This is a genomic window from Pseudomonas sp. AL03 (assembly GCF_029960815.1).
Classification (GTDB): domain Bacteria; phylum Pseudomonadota; class Gammaproteobacteria; order Pseudomonadales; family Pseudomonadaceae; genus Aquipseudomonas.
In genome coordinates this window covers 1-1,655 of the sequence record NZ_JASBRE010000072.1, presented here as the reverse complement: position 1 = coordinate 1,655, position 1,655 = coordinate 1, and the positions used below count along the sequence as shown (strand labels likewise).

Sequence of the window (1,655 nt, the reverse complement as noted above, 5' to 3'; positions counted from 1 at the left end):
CCCAGAGTGTGTCAAAACACCCAAGCAAACCCTTGCTATGATTCCCCAGGATTTCATCGCAAGGGTTGCCCATGAAACGCTTCATCCAAGGCGAACACCGAGGTCAAAGTACCTTGCTCCCCGAGAGCCTGGACGATTACGTCAGCGACACCAATCCGGTGCGTGTAGTCGATGTCTTCGTCGACGAGCTCGACCTGATCACCTTGGGTTTTGAAAGCGCTATCCCTGCTGAAACTGGCCGACCCGCTTACCACCCCGCAGTCATGCTGAAGATCTACATCTACGGCTATCTAAACCGCATCCAGTCGAGCCGGCGCCTTGAACGTGAGGCGCAGCGTAACGTCGAGCTGATGTGGCTTACCGGTCGCTTGATGCCGGATTTCAAGACCATCGCCAACTTCCGCAAAGACAACGGCAAGGCCATTCGAGGCGTCTGCCGTCAGTTTGTTGTGCTGTGTCAGCAGTTGGGGCTTTTCTCGGAAAATTTCGTCGCCATCGACGGCAGTAAATTCAAGGCGGTGAACCACCGCGACCGCAATTTCACCAGCGCCAAACTGAAGCGGCGGATGGAAGAAATCGAATCGAGCATTGCCCGTTATCTAACGGCGCTGGATGCGGCTGATCGGGAAGAGCCCAAGCCCTCTGGGCCTAAAGGCGGCTTGGAAGAGAAAATCGCCAAACTGAAGGAGCAGATGAAGGCGCTTCAGGAGATTGAAATACAGCTTGAAGCATCGCCGGACAAACAGATCTCGCTGACCGACCCGGACGCCCGCTCCATGATGACGAGCGGTAATGGAATCGTGGGTTACAACGTGCAGACGGCGGTCGATACCAAGCACCATCTGATCGTCGCGCACGAGGTGACCAATGTGGGTCACGACCGTGATCAGCTCAGCTCGATGGCCCAGCAGGCCCGTGAGGCGATGAAACTCGAATCGTTGTCGGTGGTGGCTGACCGAGGGTACTTCAAAAGCGGGGAAATCCTAGCCTGTCACGAGGCAGGAATTACCGCTTATGTGCCGAAGACGCTGAGCTCGCGCGCCAAATTCAATGGACGCTTCAACAATGATGTTTTCGTCTACGACGCAGACAAAAATGTGTACATCTGCCCCGCCAAGGAAGTGCTGATTTGGCGCTCCTCTTACGTTGATAAAGGCAAGAAGCTGGACAGTTACTGGAGTTCCAACTGCCGGGCCTGCTCGATAAAAGCGCAATGCACGCCGGCCAGAGAGCGAAAGGTTCGTCGCTGGGAGCATGAGGCGGTGCTGGAGGAGATGCAGGTTCGCCTGGACAATGCGCCGCAGATGATGAGCATCCGCAAGCGAACGGTCGAGCATCCCTTCGGGACGCTGAAACAATGGATGGGTGCAACCCATTTCCTGACGCGACGATTAGCCGGGGTGAGCGCCGAAATGAGTTTGAACGTGCTCGCTTATAACTTGAAGCGGGTGATGAAAATCCTCGGTGCGCAGAATCTAATGAAAGCGCTGTCGGCCTGAAAAGGCCCTTTTTGCCCAATTGACGGGCTGTAACGCGTTGTTAGCGGCCTTGAGAAGGGGCTGGAGCGACGAAGAACGCTTTAGGCTCAATGAGTCAGCCAACACTCGTCGGCGCTACGCGCCGACGATGCTTGAGCCTGTTTTTACACACTCTGG

1 protein-coding gene is annotated in these 1,655 nt (G+C 55.6%); it reads left to right on the top strand.

The genetic code is table 11. The annotated features are described in order from the left end of the window. Window positions 1–71: 71 nt before the first annotated feature. Window positions 72–1,499, top strand: a complete 1,428-nt coding sequence (locus QK293_RS27430; RefSeq protein WP_282383490.1) for an IS1182 family transposase — start codon at window positions 72–74, stop codon at window positions 1,497–1,499. Window positions 1,500–1,655 lie beyond the last annotated feature (156 nt).

Excerpts from the sequence above, each read along its gene's own strand:
- QK293_RS27430 (WP_282383490.1), top strand. The coding sequence starts at position 72 with ATGAAACGCTTCATCCAAGGCGAACACCGAGGTCAAAGTACCTTGCTC.